Source organism: Halalkalibacter krulwichiae, from assembly GCF_002109385.1.
Lineage (GTDB): Bacteria > Bacillota > Bacilli > Bacillales > Bacillaceae_D > Halalkalibacter > Halalkalibacter krulwichiae.
The window spans coordinates 4,038,959-4,052,801 of the sequence record NZ_CP020814.1; the positions used below are offsets into that span (position 1 = coordinate 4,038,959).

The window sequence follows — 13,843 nt, forward strand, 5'->3', positions numbered from 1 at the left end:
CATGAGCATTGAATTGAATCAGATTACTACTTTATTTTTAGCCGTTATACTTCTTTTAATTGGAAGCGTTCTCGTAAAAAGAGTTCAATTCCTTAGCCGCTTCTGCATCCCGGCTCCTGTCGTTGGAGGATTGCTTTTTGCTCTTATTATCGTTTTAGTTAGACAGACAGGAATCACGATTACGATGGACACGTCCCTTCAAGGGTTATTCATGCTTACGTTCTTTACAACAGTTGGTCTTGGTGCCAGCTTTAAGCTCGTGAAGCTTGGAGGTAAGCTGCTACTCATTTACTGGATCGCTTGTGGATTTTTAGCTTTATTCCAAAGTGTAATTGGGATCTCACTTGCTAGTGTATTCGGGTTAGATCCATTGTTAGGGGTTATGTTTGGAGCGGTATCGATGGAAGGTGGCCACGGAGCTGCTACAGCTTTCGGTGGAACAATTGAAGAACTCGGCATTGAATCAGCCTTGTCGATTGGTCTTGCTGCAGCGACATTTGGATTAATAGCCGGTGGATTAGTCGGTGGTCCAACGGTGAAGTACTTAATTACGAAACACAAATTGAAAGCTACTGAACCGAAACAAGAAAATGAGATTGCCGCAACAAGTGAACATGTACAGGACTCTTCATCAATGAAGCTTAACTCGCAAACATTTATGGTCCAAATTTTAATTATCACATTTTGTATGGCTATAGGATCTTATTTAGGCGAATTATTCTCAACGGCAACAGGATTCGTCCTTCCGAATTACGTTGGAGCGATGTTTGTAGCGGTTATTACCCGAAACGTCATCGACCACTTCAACAAAAACACCGTCGATATGAAGAGCATCTCCTTTATCGGCGACGTGACACTCGGACTATTCCTGTCAATGGCTTTAATGAGCATCAAACTATGGGAAGTTACAGCGCTTGCGCTTCCGATGTTCGTCATCGTATTCGTTCAAGTAGTCTTCGTTGTCCTTCTAGGCATCTTCGTCTTATTTAGATTATTCGGTAAAGACTATGACGCTGCCGTTATGGTCGGAGGCTTTGCAGGTCACGGACTCGGCGCAACGCCTAATGCAATGGCCAACATGTCAGCGATCACAGAAAAATACGGCCCTTCTCGAAAAGCCTTTTTAATCGTCCCAATCGTAGGTGCCTTTCTTATTGATGTATTTGCGATGCCAATTATTATTACGAGCATTAATTTATTGCAGTAAACGAACATACAAAAAGGAGCTTGGCTATCAAGCTCCTTTTGCTATGATTTGTTATTCAAAAGTTACTTACCTACTTTCTTTTGAATAAACGTTCTTAAACCGTTCACATACAACTAACATCTTTGGTGAAAATTCGATGCCGTATTCTTTTAACATAGCAGTAAAAAACGTTTCGTGTGCCTCCCACCAAAACTGGTAATCTCCTTCGCCTTCTGCTAGAGCAAATTCCTCTGTTACCTCATTCATCGGAACAACTTCTACCGATTGAATTTGAATGACTGCAGCAGGCTCACCCTGACTATCTAAAACAATATAATATTCCCCCGTTTTAGGTAAAGCTGCTTCTTCCAATTCATAAAATATGAAACCAGAAGTAGTCGCTGTTTTCTTTCCTTCAACAACTAAACGAGCTAACAAATCAGCAGAAGCTCCAAATTGAAAAGCATCTTTGTATTCTATTCCTTCCTTATGAACTGCTGTACAAAACTCATCCCAAAATTTTTTCATTCTATTATTCATCCTTATCATCCTTTAACCTTACGTTTTTCTTCCTCTTTTATCCTACTCTTTACATGAATAGAAAAAAAAGCAATCCCTGCTTATTCAAGGATTGCATCCGCACTTTTTATCCTTCATTATACTTATCGAGCACTCTTTTGATGTGCTCTAGTTCTTTATCCCTTATGTTGTTCCGCCAATTGCTTAATGACCTTTTTCGATTCCGCCGCAAATTCTACTGAAGCATCATAGTAAGGTTGGCCATCTTTTATAAGTGAAAAGTCGCCAATTTTTATTTTTAATAATGTACAACCATGTAGATCTTCTAATTGATACAGATAGGCCACGTCCCCCTCCTGCGGTTGTACTTCCCACTTCGACAAGGACAAGGCAATTTTTAATTCTTTCTCTTCTTCTGCTTTTATAATGGTTGTCACAGTCTCTCCTCCGTTAGGATTTTCCCAAACCACTTTGCTACCCTTCGTCATCTTTTCACTCGGATAACCTTCTGGAAGAGCATCCCACTTCGCTACATATTCGGGGTAATAAGAACCTCCCAAACCGTTGATGGAGTTGCCTCGATCAAGATCTCATCTGTTACAATCAACTTTTCTGCCACTTTATTTACCTCCTATTTTTGAAGCGCCTTACTCAATACCGTAAAGCTAAGTTTCCCTGTTTCTAGAGCTAAATGCAACTCATCGTTGCAGCCCTACCTTCTCACCACGCTATTTCTCACCAAAAACTTCCCAGCAAAGCGCATCGGTACTCCAACTCCATCCTTCTCAGCATGGATGTGCAAATGAGGCTCTGTTGTATTGCCTGAGTTCCCGATCAATCCAAGGAAGTCACCTACTTCAACAGACATCCCTTCCTCTACTTGAACCGTGCCCTCCTGCATATGAGCGATGAAGACGATCGCCTCTGATCCTACGCAACTAAGGGCAACATAGTTGCCTTCTGGATGAGTCGGGTCTGACTCTGGTGGTGTGTAATCAGGAAGGTCATTTCTCGCTTCAAGTACTTCCCCTGTGCACGGACTATAGAGCTCAGCCCCATAGATTTCATATTTCTCTAACTCACTTGGATAGATTCCTTTCGTGCGAAAACCAAAGGCATTCAGCTGAGTTACATCTAGAGCATACTGTTGCGGCAAATAAGCATTATGGTAGTTCATCATTGGATGATTGCCACCTTGACCGACATAATAGTGGCCATCCTCTAACGGAAACACAAGCTCAATCGCCTCATCCTCTGTCGTTAAACTACTAAGAGCAAACAGTGAATACAAACCAAAAACCGTAAGCAAAAAGCCATCCAACGCGAACGACCATTTCTGACTACGCGTAAACCCTGATCTAAAAGGCAAGTGCCTAACCTTCCTCCACGAAAGGTAAAAAACAACCAACGGCAGCACGACCCATAAATAACGGAAATAATAGCCAAGCCAATCCCAGCGCCCCGTTAAGAAAATCCATGTCATATACATCGAAAGCGCCACCACATGAACAAGCCAATGCAGCTTACAATGATGCGTCCCCTTCCAGAGCAAAAGCGAAAGTAACGTCGCCGGTAAAACAAATTGAAAAACGATTAATTGAATAATAGCAAGTGTCATTGCTCACCCTCCAAATATTGATCCTCTCTTATACGATATCTATGCGCGTGAAGTTTCGTAAAGAATAAATTTGGCTTTCACACCTATTCTCTCCTAAAAGGTGCTCTATCAAAACTCAGATTAAGATTAATAGCTAAGCTCACTAAAAAGGAACCCGCTCTCTAATCAGAGATGCAAGGTTCCTTTCTCTTCGACAAGATTCGAGGAAATTCGGGTGGTGCCAGGCACGCCACACCTACGCCACCTTCTTCCCTTTCCCCTTAGCTGTTCCATGACGCTCTTCTTTTAAATCCTGATTCAGCCCTTTAATCAATCCGTAGCACATGACTAGGACGATAAAAGTAAGGGGCAGCGCACTAACGATAATCGCCGTTTGCAATCCAGCAAGCCCTCCTGAAGCCATTAAGACGATCGTCGATGCCACTAAAATAATGGCCCACGTTATTTTTACTCGATTCGGTGGGTTTAAATCTCCACCAGTCGTCTGCATGCCTAACACAAATGTTGCAGAATCAGCTGACGTAATGAAAAAGGTAGTAATCAATGCTACCGTCAAAATCGATAGAATAATCCCAAATGGCAGCTGTTGATAAACGTAAAACAACGCAGTTTCAAGCCCTTGCCCTGATACGTTTAGCCCTTGAATTAATTCTAAATAAATTCCTGTTCCTCCAAAGACCGTGAACCAAAGAGCACAAACAAGTGTCGGGACAAGTAATACAGCGATCATAAACTCTTTGATCGTTCTACCTTTGGACACGCGGGCAATGAACATCCCGACAAATGGTGTCCATGATACCCACCATGCCCAATAAAAGACCGTCCAACCTTGGGTAAAGGCTGCTTCATCACCATCAAACGGTGATAGTCTCAAGCCCATTAAAGCAACATTTTGCACATAGCTGCCTAAGCTTGTCGTGAACATATTTAGTAGAAATAAAGTTGGACCAAGGATGAGCATCGCAAAAAAGAGTAAGGTTGCTAGGGACATATTAACATTACTTAATAGTTTAATCCCTCGCGAAATACCTGTGTTTGCTGAGATGATGAAAAGAACTGTAATGATACTCATGATGATCATTTGTACCATAAAGTTATTAGGAATACCGAAAAGATATTCTAAGCCCGCGTTTATTTGTTGAGAACCAAGCCCTAAAGAGGCTGCTACTCCGAACAAAGTTGCAAAAACAGCGACGACATCGACCGTTTGGCCGATTGGACCTTTCACCTTTTCACCAAGCACAGGATAAAGCGTTGCACTCATTAAACCTGGTGCACCTTTACGAAACTTTTGATAAGCAAGAGCTAACGCAACAACCGCATAAATCGCCCAAGCATGTAAACCCCAGTGAAGCCACGTATAACGCATTCCAACTATGGCTGACTGTTCGGTACTACCCTCTCCCATTGGAGGTGAAGAAAAATGAGCAATTGGCTCAGATACTCCGTAGAAAAGTAGACCAATTCCCATTCCTGCAGAGAATAACATCGCAAACCAAGTCGGTCGATTAAACTCTGGCTTGGAATCTGGCTTACCAAGCTTTATTTTCCCATACTTACTAAAGATCAAGAAGATCGCAAACACAAGGAAAAAAGTAGCAACTAACTGATAAAACCACCCAAACGACTCAAGCATAAACGCTTGCGCGACAGACATCGCTTGACCGAGTTGATCAGGGATCAAAACCCCTATTAACACGAAAAGACTAGCAATACCAACAGATATTTTAAAAACCGACCTATCACTTTTATCCATAAATAACTCCCTTTCATTCTGAATGCACAGTTGATTTAACCATTAAACCATAATACTCATAAAAAGGAAAAACGCATACGTTGCGATATTTCATGAGTTTTCACGATTCTTTTCGATAGGCAAAAATGAACTTGTAGTATTTCTTTAATTGCTCTTAAATAAGTGAATATCCTTCCATTTCCTATTCTGCGACACTTCTTCTACACTTTTGACCTAGTACATAGTCAATTGTCCTACTCACAACAAAGAGACTCTATGACAAGAGCCTCTTTATAGCGTTATCTTTTAAATCCACCTTCTGCATGAATCACTTGTCCTGTTATCCAATCTGCATCTTCACTCACTAGGAATTTAATTGTTTTGGCTACATCCTTTGGTTCACCTATTCGACCGAAAGGAAACAGTGGTTGTAATTGCGTTTTTATTTCGTCGGTCATCCAACCGGTATCGGTTGGACCTGGGTTTATGGCGTTGACTGTTATGCCTAACGGAGCAAGTTCAGCCGACAATGTAATAGTTAGGGCATCAACAGCTCCTTTTGTTGTAGCATATGCTAATTCACCAGGCATTGGTCCTTGAAACTGCCCTGAAGTAATATTAACGATCCTCCCGCCAGATTTCTTATCAAATCTTTGAGCAAATAAACTACTTAGTAGTGTCGTAGCTCGCACATTTACGAGGTAATGCTTATCTAATATTTCGGCAGTCACATTAGAGAAGTCGTTGTTCGTTGAGTAAGCTGCGTTATTAATTAAAATATCTGGAACACCTAGTTGTTCAGAAACAATATTAATCAGTTGTTCTGGTGCATCAGATTGGGTTAAATCCAATTCCATGCATGATACTTTCACACCTTTTCTCAATAGTTCCTCTTTTAGTTTCAGCGGCTCCTCTACATGAATGTTCCAAGGCATTTGTTTATCATATTCCGTCCAATAAGTGAAAAAGATATGATAGCCCGTTTCAGCTAACTCCTTACAAATAGCAGCTCCAATTCCTTTTAACCGGCTTACCCCTGTAACAATGGCAATTTTATCTTTAATTTGGTTCATCATCATTCCTCCAAATGAAGCACAGGCAAATAACCCTCACTGAAATCTATTCGCCTATCATTCTTAAGCCCGCAAAATCTTCTCCATCGTTTTCCCTTTTGCTAACTCATCGATCAGCTTATCCAAATAACGAATTTCCTGCATCGTTGGCTCTTCGATGTCTTCCACTCGGACACCGCAGATCACACCTTTGATCAAAGCGCGTGAAGGATTCAGTAGAGGCGCTTTTGCAAAGAAAGTCTCAAAGTCTGTTTGCTCTGCAAGGTGCTCTTCTACCTCTTCCTGGCTATACCCAGTCAACCAACGGATAATCTCATCGACTTCTGTTTTCGTCCGTCCTTTTTTCTCCGCCTTCGTCACGTAGTGTGGATAGACCTTTGCGAAACTCATTGTATAAATCTTGTGTTTTGTCATGATATATCCTTCCTTTCTTTCCAAGGCCTATGTAACCTCTAGCTTTCCCTGGTAACAGTTTGCTCATTTTATCTTTTTAATCATTTCGATCATCATTTTTGCCGCGACACTGTGCCCGTAAAATTGGTTGACTGTTCCTGTAAAGTATAGGTCCGTTCTCGGATGATAAAATGAAAACGCACCTGTCTGTCCCCAATGTCCAATTAATCCATTTTTAAATTCTTTCAGCGAGAGCGGTTGACTCGCAATCCCAACGCCATAAAAGAATAATCCAGGACCAAAAAGAAGTTTCCAGTCTTTCAGCTCCTTGAAATCTTCTTTAGGAAAGAAATGCCCATTGAAAAAGGCTTTTAGAAAGGTCATCGACTCCTTTGCCGTTGAGACAATGCCACCTTCTGGTCCTATCGATGCCATATAGTTAGGCAAGTACAATTGCTGGTCTTTGTAATAAAAAGAAGCTGGTCGTTGATCATTCACATCTTCATACAAGTACGTATCCTCTAATTTTAGCTCATCAAAAATAAACTCCTTGAATATCGTACGAATGTCTCTATTTGTGATCGTCTCAATTATCTTCCCTAACAGTTGAAAATTTGTATCTGAATATTGCGCCCTTTTACCAGGTGCGAATTTGGGTTTCTTTTCCTTGGCACTAGCTATCGTTTTTTCAAAACCCCAACCTTGATCGTTTCCTGATGTTAATTGCCTTATCACATCAGAGGAAAAATAATCAGGTATTCCTGACGTATTGGACAGTAAATGTTTGATTGTGATGTCTCTCGCATAATCCTTCCCTTTGAATACATGGAGGTCACGTAGAAGATCATCAGAAAGGTATTTCGAAATTTTATCTTCTAGCTGTAAACGACTTTCGTACCTTAATTTCAGTAACACAGCTGTGACGTATAATTTGGTGACACTTGCGATAAAGTAGGGTTGATCAAAAGATACATTTCCAACTCCAGATATGTGCGAAAACGTTTGGTCTCCCCTCTCGACACATAACACAGCGCCATAGATGTTTTTCTTTGATCCAGCCCTTGACACAACTTCATCAACAAATGATGCCTCAATGGTTGTTGCCAATGATCATAGCCCCTCTCCTTATAATGGGTTTTACTCTTAGTTTCTATCTACTTTACTAGAAACCCTTCAAGAATCAATCGTATAAGATGTTATTCACAACTCTTTCCTTGAAAAAAATTTTAAAAAGAAATGAACGATTTCGTAATCTCAAGCGTCTTATAGCTGAATCAGATAGAAAGGGGCATCGTATGGAACATGAGCAAGATTGGAGCTTAATAAAAAAAGCACAAACTGGAGATCATGGTGCATTCACTCAGCTTTTTCAGCGTCATTATTCCTTCTTATATAAATATCTCTTAAAACTAACACTTGATGACGAAGTGAGTGCGGACCTTGCCCAAGATACGATGTTAAAGTGCTACACGAACCTCTCATCCTTTAAAGGGGAAGGAAAGTTTTCCACTTGGATGATCTCCATTTCAACGAGGCTGTATATGGACCTTCTACGTAAGCAAAAACGAGAAAAGACTTGGCTCAATCAGCTCAAGCGGACGCTTTCCCGACAGCTTTCCTGGCAAGCACGAGCGAAAGGGATGGAATGGAGCGATGTGTTTACAGACTTTAACCAATTGGAGGACAACATAAGAGTCCCGATTCTCCTACATCATTATTATGGGTACTCGTATCACGAAATTGGTCAAATGATGGGAATTCCCTCAGGCACGGTCAAATCAAGAGTTCACACTGGATTAACACGATTGCGAAAGGAGTGAGTTGGTGAAGCAAAATGAAGAGCAAGTTCACATGAAAAAGCTACAACAAGATTGGAAACAACTAGATGAATTAGCAGAGAATCCGTCGGTTTCAACGATCGAGATGAAGCAACAACTCGAAGTCTATCAGGAGAAACAGAAACAAAGATTTTACAAAGAATTGATAATCTTCTTCCTAACAGCTGTCTGTATGTTAAGTTTCTTCGTCATCAGCTTTGTTCAAGCTCCTCTCCTTTTTATCATCGTTGAGATTTGCGCAATCATTATCGGCCCGATTGTCTTTTATGTACTTGTGAAAAGAAAGAAAAAGGAAGGGAAGGTGCTTTTATGACAACTTTAGAATTATACTTGCTCCCGGTTCTTGTCATCGTCTTACTTGTCCAAAGTACACTGCTATTTATTGATGCGAAAAAGAAAAACGGTTTTGCTTGGTTTTGGGGATTTGGGGATTGATCCAATTCCCATTGCCGACTTTGTTATATTTATTAGTAGTGATATATCCTCACAGGAAGAGACAAAAGCTCGATAAGACGGGGAGATGACTCCCCGTTTTTGTTAGTTCAATTGAATATCATGTTAACTTTGATACCATCTCAATGCCTCGTGCTCGATTTTAGATACAAAAGTTTCCTTCCCTCTAATATAAGACTCAATATCATAAGGGAACTGTTGAGCTAACTGTTTCTTCAATTGCCCATATTCATTCGCTGCTTCTTTATGTGATTTAACATAATCACGAAAAGCAAGATGTCGTTCAATTTCAGGGCTACCAACTTGGTAAATATGAACATGATGAGTGCGGTCATTTCCGCCTTTTTCAAAGAACCTTCGTTGCGCTATTCCGTTTTCTCCCTTTGGTTTATATCCTAACTCGTACATGAGATGATTGTAGTTATCGACTACTCGAATATCCTTAACGACTGGCATGATATCAATAATTGGTTTCGCCTCTAACCCTACAACAGATGTACTTCCAATATGATGAATATCGATAAGTTCTTCCCCGTAAATTCCAGTTAACTTCTCAGCTTCCTCTTTAAACAACGAAGCCCACTCTTCTTTATATTGTGATACCTCAACCCTACGCATCTGATGTTTCCCCACCTTTATTTATTACTTACCTTTCTATAACGAAACGCTGCTATTACAGCTGCAGATGCGAATAATAATGATGAAAGCAATATAGAAAGAAGTGTAAATTCATTTGACGTTAAACCTATCATTAACAGAAGTATGCCAATAATCAATAAACCAACAATCATACAAATCCACTTCTTTAAGAAAATGATAATAAGTATTTTCATATATTTTTTTCGTCTTAAAGCAAACCTGCCTTATTTATACAATAAAGAATGATATTGTGCAGACTATGACTATGGAAATGGCAATCGCTTGTTGGCTTTTGTCCCTTGAACTCCTTTTTATTGAGAGAATGAACGAAATAAGCCCATAAATGATTCCTAATACAAAGATAGTTTGTAAAATGCCCACTGATTAACACGCCCTTTACTAAAAACAACCCACACTTAAACTGTACCATAAATTGGTAAACCCCTCATAGCGCCCCCTCTAACAAAAACAGTCCATCTCAATCAACATTTCTACTTCAGCCTTTAACTTCCCATAAGTAATCTTATCCTTTTACCTATCCCCATCTCCTTCCCCCAACAGCACTAAACCCTTTCACAACCATACCAAATGTAAAATATTCAAAAAAATCATCCCGTCCTATATTGACTATTGAAATTTCTATAATACATTTAAGATAGATAGAAAGAACTATAAAAAAGGAGGTTCTAAAAGCGAATTAACTAGTAAAAATGGTCTACAAACCCTTACACCGTCGTACCAAAAAAGAGGAAACCATCATCGTATTTCAAAGCAAAAAACAATGTTTCTATGAAAACTAAATTAAAGTGAGAGAAGGAATGAAGCGTGAAAAAAGGAATATGGGCAAAAATATTTGTGATGATGCTGCTGTTTGTATCAATCGGATTTGGCGGGGGTTCAGCAGAAGCGACAACAACAACTTCGCTGAAAACTGGTACATATGTCGTAGGGAAAGATCTTTCTACTGGTTTAACTCAATTTAGTATCTCAAAAGGGCAAGCTTCTATCTATATTTCTCGAGCGTCTGAATGGATCGTGTATGAAGACATTCAAAGCAGCCGATTTCTTTACCCAAATCAATTCACTGTCAACTTAAAAACAGGCGATGAAGTCAATATCGACTTATTTTACGGTTCAGGAAATGTCACAGCCAAACCAGCACCGAAGATAGAAGTAACGAAACTCGCAGCCGGCTATTACGAAGTCGGGACCGACATTCCAGCAGGAACGTATACTCTTAAACTAGATCGCCCGTATGCCTACGATGATTACGCATACATCGAAATTCATGATAGCAAGTACAATTTAAAGGATTACTATACCATTTGGTCAGATGATAAAGCCTTCGAAATAAAGCTCGTTAAAGGCCATAAAATCTATGTATCTGAGCTACTCGGAACAATTCGTTTAAAAGAAAAAACCTTTGTTCCCCAAAGCTTAACCGTCAATAAATCAACCTATAACATTACGAAAAACCAAACGGTCAAACCAACGGTCACCGTCTCACCATCTGATGCGACGAATAAAAAGATCATATGGAAAAGCTCGAATCCAAAAGTCGCGACCGTCGACTCAAAAGGGAACATTTTATACCGCACAAGCTTTTATTATTGATGGTCAAATTCTTTCAACCAGCTTAAAGCTGTTAGGAAAAGATACTACCTGGATTAGACAAGTCCTCCAAGCAAACAATATCGCAAATATAAAAGACGTTTTTTTTGCACAAATTGATGAGCAAGGCAACATTTACATTGATAAAAGAAAAGATGATCACAATATTGAATAGCGTTTATCCAGGGCGCAATAATTTCGTCTCGAATTTCCCCTTCCATTTAGCTGTCAACTCAAGTTAAAATTCTCTTGAAAAAGGACATGCACAAACCTTCAAACTAATGAGAAAGCGATGCCCGGTTATCAAGCATCGCTCTTCCCTATTGCACAAACAAAAAGGCAGGGCCCTTAACGATTCTCAACCGCCAAGCTCGACCTTTTTCTGTTGACTTTCTCTATCAAATACTGCACCCCATACAACAAATAAGCTTTGTAATGAATATAAACAAAAAATTGTAAATAAGATAACCGATTTAAGCGGATGATTCCGATTCTTTTAAGAAAAGGCATGAAAAGAAACGCAAAAAACCCATTAGCAAGTGCATTCATTAATGCAAACTTTTTAAAGTTCCCATATGATAATTTAAGGATCCACATAGAAAGCGGCATGTAAGGACCAATATCAAAAGGTAGTTCATCCCTCAAAAAATTTCTCGGCCTATCATAGAACACCCACCACTTTCGTTTTTGCCCAACCATATGACTAATCATTTCATAAACACCAATAATCGCACTCGATAAAGAGTATCGTTTAAAAGTACGCCTCCCTAAAAAAAGGACCGATAACCATGGAACGATGATCATAATTAAATTAAAATACACGTGCCTTCTTGATGCCATAAGGATTTCACCTCAACTTGGAATTGGATACTTTTCTTAAAGTATCCAATTTCAAATAAAAAAATCCACAGATTTTGGCTAAAGGTGTAACCTTTCTAACAAATCTTACACCTTTAGCGACCCACGAAATCCCCTTGCTGCATAGTAAGAATCTGCGCCATTATGGTACATAAAAACAGTATCGTAGCGACGATCACAAAAAATAGCCCCGCCAAGTTTTCGAATTGGAGCAGGCGTTTGCACCCAGCTCGAAGTTTTCAAGTCGAAATTCCCAAGTTCTTGTAACTCCCTGTATTGTTCCTCCGTTAACAATTCTATACCCATGGCAGTTGCTAGATCAATCGCACTATTTTCAGGCTTATGTTTCTTCCTTGATTCGAGCGCTTCACGATCGTAACAAACACTCCTGCGTCCTTTTGGACTTTCCGCAGAACAATCATAGAAAAGATACTCTTCCGTCGTTTGATCCCATCCAACAACGTCCGGTTCACCGCCCGTTTTCTCCATTTCATTGAGCGACCATAACTTCTCAGGATTCGCTTCGAGCTTAGCTTGCACTGCAGCCCAATCAAGTCCTTGGTGGCGGACCATATTTTTCTCAAATCGGTCATGCAACGTATTGAGCAATTCTTCTCTTTGTTCTGATGATAACTCTTTATTGCTGTTGGTCATATTTGTATCCTCCATTTTTTAATTGATTTTATATCGACTGCTTTTTATTTACAAATGGTATGAAGGACATCTCCCTCGGGATTCGGTCTGTTTAGCACTTTTCTATAAGACATTCCTTTTAAGATTCCACCTTCTATTGTCCTTTAACACCTGGTTCTAGGACACTTCCCTCGTAATTCCGTCTGCTCTTGTCCCTTAGCGCCTTCCTCTTGGACACTTTCCTCGAGATTTCGCCTCCTCCTGTCCTTTAGCGCCTTTCTCTTGGACACTTTCCTCGGGATTTCGCCTGCTTTTGTCCTTTTGACCTCAAACCACCCGTAACCCCAACTCAATCCAACTAGCTAGGATTACTCAAAGTATAAGTCGTACAATTCCAATGCTTCGCGCCTGTCTTCCTTTTGCCTTTCCAGCCCTTTTTCTGTAGTTCTTTAGCGATCAACATGTTAAAAAAGCCATGTCCGATTAGAGCGACCGATTGATGTTCTTTTGCATAATTGATTAGCTGTTCGGCTGCCTTGTTTGCTCTTGCTTTTGCGTTCCTCATTGACTCACACTGGTGGGAATATCCGCAGAACCACACTAGTCTTAACAGAATCGCCCAGATACTCGGTCGTAATTTAACTTTCGTCATCGATGGAGCTGGTAGTTCTGTTTCTCGGAAGATTGGACTGGAGATGGCTTGTCCTTTTGGTCTGAGTAGAGTAGCTGATTGAACAGCTCTTTTTAAATCACTTGTTATTATAATGTTTGCATTTGATACTTTTTCTATCGTTTCAAAAGGGTAAGTCGATGGTTCCAATACCCCGTGATCATTATATTTCTCGACCCATTTCTGAAACTCGACACAAGTGACTTGGGCGTTTTCCATAAGTAGTGACTGGCCATGTCTTATCAATGATATTTCCATATTGAATCTCCTCAACCTCCCTTCCCATTTAATTAAAATGGATTTTCTCCTTTGACAAAAGGAACGAAAATAATATAAATAGAAACGACAAATGCAAGCCAAAAAATCTTTGACTGAAGAAATGCCTTATAATATTTTACCTCTTTAAAGAGAGCCCCCATAATCATTGCATAAACGACAAAGAGAAAGAACGAAATTCCAAACCAATTGACCCAAACATTCCCCGTAAAAACAATACCATAACTGCCATAAATAGTTGCAGCTAGATTGGTCGTTAGAAAAAAACCTACTATTAAAAACAACAATATTTCAATTGACCTTCCAAGATCTTTAATAAAAATTTGCATAAAATCATCCAC

Annotated in this window: 19 protein-coding genes; 6 read left to right on the forward strand and 13 right to left on the reverse strand. The window is 39.8% G+C overall.

The annotated features are described in order from the left end of the window. Position 1: 1 nt before the first annotated feature. Positions 2-1,207 carry a sodium/glutamate symporter gene (gene gltS / locus BkAM31D_RS20350; protein WP_066157185.1) on the forward strand — a complete coding sequence of 402 codons (1,206 nt, stop codon included), beginning with the start codon at positions 2-4 and terminating at the stop codon, positions 1,205-1,207. Positions 1,208-1,273: 66 nt separating this feature from the next. Here the strand turns inward: gltS and BkAM31D_RS20355 are convergent, their stop codons facing one another. The 7 genes from BkAM31D_RS20355 to BkAM31D_RS20385 all read right to left on the reverse strand — a co-directional run bounded on the left by BkAM31D_RS20355 (position 1,274) and on the right by BkAM31D_RS20385 (position 7,631). Further along, positions 1,274-1,726 (reverse strand): ASCH domain-containing protein, encoded by a 453-nt coding sequence (locus BkAM31D_RS20355; RefSeq protein WP_066157190.1) that lies wholly within the window; start codon positions 1,724-1,726, stop codon positions 1,274-1,276. Positions 1,727-1,881: 155 nt separating this feature from the next. After that, complete coding sequence (locus tag BkAM31D_RS24595) at positions 1,882-2,142, reverse strand: hypothetical protein (RefSeq protein ID WP_257391609.1); 261 nt, start codon at positions 2,140-2,142, stop codon at positions 1,882-1,884. A gap of 275 nt (positions 2,143-2,417) precedes the next feature. Next, the gene (locus tag BkAM31D_RS20365) at positions 2,418-3,323 is read right to left on the reverse strand and encodes a M23 family metallopeptidase (RefSeq protein ID WP_066157196.1); all 906 of its coding nucleotides are present in this window, start codon (positions 3,321-3,323) and stop codon (positions 2,418-2,420) included. 235 nt (positions 3,324-3,558) lie between these two features. Continuing rightward, positions 3,559-5,079 carry a glycine betaine uptake BCCT transporter gene (locus tag BkAM31D_RS20370; protein WP_066157200.1) on the reverse strand — a complete coding sequence of 507 codons (1,521 nt, stop codon included), beginning with the start codon at positions 5,077-5,079 and terminating at the stop codon, positions 3,559-3,561. Between the two features lie 278 nt (positions 5,080-5,357). Further along, positions 5,358-6,134: an SDR family oxidoreductase gene (locus BkAM31D_RS20375; RefSeq protein WP_066157202.1), complete on the reverse strand. Its 777-nt coding sequence runs from the start codon at positions 6,132-6,134 to the stop codon at positions 5,358-5,360. A gap of 60 nt (positions 6,135-6,194) precedes the next feature. After that, positions 6,195-6,545, reverse strand: a complete 351-nt coding sequence (locus BkAM31D_RS20380; protein ID WP_066157206.1) for a DUF2200 domain-containing protein — start codon at positions 6,543-6,545, stop codon at positions 6,195-6,197. 63 nt (positions 6,546-6,608) lie between these two features. Then, positions 6,609-7,631 (reverse strand): serine hydrolase domain-containing protein, encoded by a 1,023-nt coding sequence (locus BkAM31D_RS20385; RefSeq protein WP_066157208.1) that lies wholly within the window; start codon positions 7,629-7,631, stop codon positions 6,609-6,611. A gap of 188 nt (positions 7,632-7,819) precedes the next feature. Between BkAM31D_RS20385 and sigY the strand changes: the two genes are divergently transcribed. Genes sigY through BkAM31D_RS24755 form a run of 3 tightly spaced genes read left to right on the forward strand, consistent with a single transcriptional unit; the run spans position 7,820 to position 8,797 of the window. After that, positions 7,820-8,344 carry an RNA polymerase sigma factor SigY gene (sigY, locus tag BkAM31D_RS20390; protein ID WP_066157214.1) on the forward strand — a complete coding sequence of 175 codons (525 nt, stop codon included), beginning with the start codon at positions 7,820-7,822 and terminating at the stop codon, positions 8,342-8,344. A 4-nt stretch (positions 8,345-8,348) separates the two neighbouring features. Next, positions 8,349-8,675, forward strand: a complete 327-nt coding sequence (locus tag BkAM31D_RS20395; protein WP_066157217.1) for a YxlC family protein — start codon at positions 8,349-8,351, stop codon at positions 8,673-8,675. Next, positions 8,672-8,797: a hypothetical protein gene (locus tag BkAM31D_RS24755; RefSeq protein WP_306807417.1), complete on the forward strand. Its 126-nt coding sequence runs from the start codon at positions 8,672-8,674 to the stop codon at positions 8,795-8,797. Before BkAM31D_RS20395 ends, BkAM31D_RS24755 begins: the two co-directional genes overlap by 4 nt. Positions 8,798-8,920: 123 nt before the next feature. Here BkAM31D_RS24755 and BkAM31D_RS20405 read toward each other — a convergent pair whose 3' ends face one another. Both BkAM31D_RS20405 and BkAM31D_RS23770 read right to left on the reverse strand, forming a co-directional pair. Then, positions 8,921-9,433, reverse strand: coding sequence for a GrpB family protein (locus BkAM31D_RS20405; protein ID WP_066157222.1), 513 nt, complete (start codon positions 9,431-9,433; stop codon positions 8,921-8,923). Between the two features lie 17 nt (positions 9,434-9,450). Next, on the reverse strand, positions 9,451-9,648 hold the full coding sequence (locus BkAM31D_RS23770; protein ID WP_157076869.1) for a hypothetical protein: 198 nt from the start codon (positions 9,646-9,648) through the stop codon (positions 9,451-9,453). 631 nt (positions 9,649-10,279) lie between these two features. On the opposite strand from BkAM31D_RS23770, the gene BkAM31D_RS20410 reads away from it, so the two are divergent. Further along, positions 10,280-11,068 (forward strand): Ig-like domain-containing protein, encoded by a 789-nt coding sequence (locus BkAM31D_RS20410; protein WP_066157227.1) that lies wholly within the window; start codon positions 10,280-10,282, stop codon positions 11,066-11,068. Then, positions 10,968-11,240, forward strand: coding sequence for a YetF domain-containing protein (locus tag BkAM31D_RS24915; protein WP_369692344.1), 273 nt, complete (start codon positions 10,968-10,970; stop codon positions 11,238-11,240). The genes BkAM31D_RS20410 and BkAM31D_RS24915 overlap by 101 nt, the downstream gene beginning before the upstream one ends. Before the next feature lie 173 nt (positions 11,241-11,413). Here the strand turns inward: BkAM31D_RS24915 and BkAM31D_RS20415 are convergent, their stop codons facing one another. From BkAM31D_RS20415 to BkAM31D_RS20430, 4 genes are all read right to left on the reverse strand, one after another. Continuing rightward, complete coding sequence (locus BkAM31D_RS20415; RefSeq protein ID WP_066157233.1) at positions 11,414-11,905, reverse strand: hypothetical protein; 492 nt, start codon at positions 11,903-11,905, stop codon at positions 11,414-11,416. A 105-nt stretch (positions 11,906-12,010) separates the two neighbouring features. Beyond that, positions 12,011-12,577, reverse strand: coding sequence for a DUF4256 domain-containing protein (locus tag BkAM31D_RS20420; RefSeq protein WP_066157235.1), 567 nt, complete (start codon positions 12,575-12,577; stop codon positions 12,011-12,013). 337 nt (positions 12,578-12,914) lie between these two features. Then, entirely contained in the window at positions 12,915-13,484 is a 570-nt protein-coding gene (locus BkAM31D_RS20425; protein WP_066157240.1) for a histidine phosphatase family protein, read from the reverse strand. 32 nt (positions 13,485-13,516) lie between these two features. Next, positions 13,517-13,831 carry a hypothetical protein gene (locus BkAM31D_RS20430; protein ID WP_066157244.1) on the reverse strand — a complete coding sequence of 105 codons (315 nt, stop codon included), beginning with the start codon at positions 13,829-13,831 and terminating at the stop codon, positions 13,517-13,519. Positions 13,832-13,843 lie beyond the last annotated feature (12 nt).

What these genes read in the sequence shown, in the direction of transcription:
- sigY (WP_066157214.1), top strand. Translation starts at nt 7,820, where the DNA reads ATGGAACATGAGCAAGATTGGAGCTTAATAAAAAAAGCACAAACTGGA.
- BkAM31D_RS20420 (WP_066157235.1), bottom strand. Translation starts at nt 12,577, where the DNA reads ATGACCAACAGCAATAAAGAGTTATCATCAGAACAAAGAGAAGAATTG.
- BkAM31D_RS24755 (WP_306807417.1), top strand. Translation starts at nt 8,672, where the DNA reads ATGACAACTTTAGAATTATACTTGCTCCCGGTTCTTGTCATCGTCTTA.
- BkAM31D_RS20365 (WP_066157196.1), bottom strand. Translation starts at nt 3,323, where the DNA reads ATGACACTTGCTATTATTCAATTAATCGTTTTTCAATTTGTTTTACCG.
- gltS (WP_066157185.1), top strand. Translation starts at nt 2, where the DNA reads ATGAGCATTGAATTGAATCAGATTACTACTTTATTTTTAGCCGTTATA.
- BkAM31D_RS20425 (WP_066157240.1), bottom strand. Translation starts at nt 13,484, where the DNA reads ATGGAAATATCATTGATAAGACATGGCCAGTCACTACTTATGGAAAAC.
- BkAM31D_RS24915 (WP_369692344.1), top strand. Translation starts at nt 10,968, where the DNA reads ATGCGACGAATAAAAAGATCATATGGAAAAGCTCGAATCCAAAAGTCG.
- BkAM31D_RS20375 (WP_066157202.1), bottom strand. Translation starts at nt 6,134, where the DNA reads ATGATGAACCAAATTAAAGATAAAATTGCCATTGTTACAGGGGTAAGC.
- BkAM31D_RS20415 (WP_066157233.1), bottom strand. Translation starts at nt 11,905, where the DNA reads ATGGCATCAAGAAGGCACGTGTATTTTAATTTAATTATGATCATCGTT.
- BkAM31D_RS20370 (WP_066157200.1), bottom strand. Translation starts at nt 5,079, where the DNA reads ATGGATAAAAGTGATAGGTCGGTTTTTAAAATATCTGTTGGTATTGCT.
- BkAM31D_RS23770 (WP_157076869.1), bottom strand. Translation starts at nt 9,648, where the DNA reads ATGAAAATACTTATTATCATTTTCTTAAAGAAGTGGATTTGTATGATT.
- BkAM31D_RS20405 (WP_066157222.1), bottom strand. Translation starts at nt 9,433, where the DNA reads ATGCGTAGGGTTGAGGTATCACAATATAAAGAAGAGTGGGCTTCGTTG.
- BkAM31D_RS20430 (WP_066157244.1), bottom strand. Translation starts at nt 13,831, where the DNA reads ATGCAAATTTTTATTAAAGATCTTGGAAGGTCAATTGAAATATTGTTG.
- BkAM31D_RS20355 (WP_066157190.1), bottom strand. Translation starts at nt 1,726, where the DNA reads ATGAATAATAGAATGAAAAAATTTTGGGATGAGTTTTGTACAGCAGTT.
- BkAM31D_RS20380 (WP_066157206.1), bottom strand. Translation starts at nt 6,545, where the DNA reads ATGACAAAACACAAGATTTATACAATGAGTTTCGCAAAGGTCTATCCA.